Below are 849 nucleotides of genomic sequence, written 5' to 3'. Positions count from 1 at the left end.
CACGCGGCCGCGGTCGCGGAGACGCCGGAACGGGCAATGGTGCGGTTGGTACAAGACCGGTCGGTCCGCATTGCAACCGCGGAAACCGGTGCAGACCCGAATGCAGCCGCACCGGCAGCCCACGACCCAGTTCTCGGTTTCGTCGGATTCGACGGTCGAGATGGCGTCCTCCACGTCACTCGACTCGGCGGAACCGAAGACGCAGTTCAGCGACTTCTCGAAGAACCCCTTCGGTTCGCCAACACTGAACAACTCCCGGTCGAAGTGCTCGTCCTCGAATCGGAAGAACCGCTTCACACTGCAGTCGAACACGTCGGGTTCGAGCGAGTCGGTCACGGGCCGGATTTCGACGGGACTCGGACAGTTAGGTACTATCTCGACGAAACGAACTAGTCGGTTTCGACGGCCTCTCAGCGACTACCGACGGCCTCTCAGCGACTGAGAGTTGACGGAGGGCATACGTAGACACCTCTCGTTTAGAGAGACATGGCAACCGGGCGTGACGGGCGACAGGTGGAGGCGAGACGGCGGTGACGACAGTCGAAGAACTGTTCGTCTCCATCGCCGGGACAAATCCCGTTATCCACGGTCTCGTCGGCGGCCTCGTTATCGCCGGGCTGAACATGCTCGGTGCGCTTCTCATCTTGATTTGGCGCAACCCCTCGAAGCGGTCGCTCGATACGCTTCTCGGATTCGCTGCTGGCGTAATGCTCGCCGCGAGTTTTACGAGCCTCATCCTCCCCGGTATCGAGGCCGCGGGCGGCAGTCCGGTTCCGGTTCTCGTCGGGTTCATCATCGGCGTCGCCGTCCTCGACCGGGCCGACATGTGGCTTCCGCACGTCCATATCC

The 849-nt window shown here is 62.2% G+C and carries 2 protein-coding genes; both read left to right on the top strand.

The features are described 5' to 3' along the window. Window positions 1–393 (top strand): hypothetical protein (locus QT222_RS00445; protein ID WP_491475941.1); only part of this gene is annotated, 393 nt, incomplete at its 5' end. Window positions 394–530: 137 nt separating this feature from the next. Continuing rightward, on the top strand, window positions 531–849 hold a 319-nt coding region (locus QT222_RS00440; RefSeq protein ID WP_491475940.1), incomplete at its 3' end, for a ZIP family metal transporter.

It is taken from the genome of Haloferax sp. s1 (assembly GCF_058382125.1).
The sequence above is the reverse complement of the archived record's forward strand: the minus strand, read 5'-3'. Positions and strand labels throughout refer to the sequence as shown.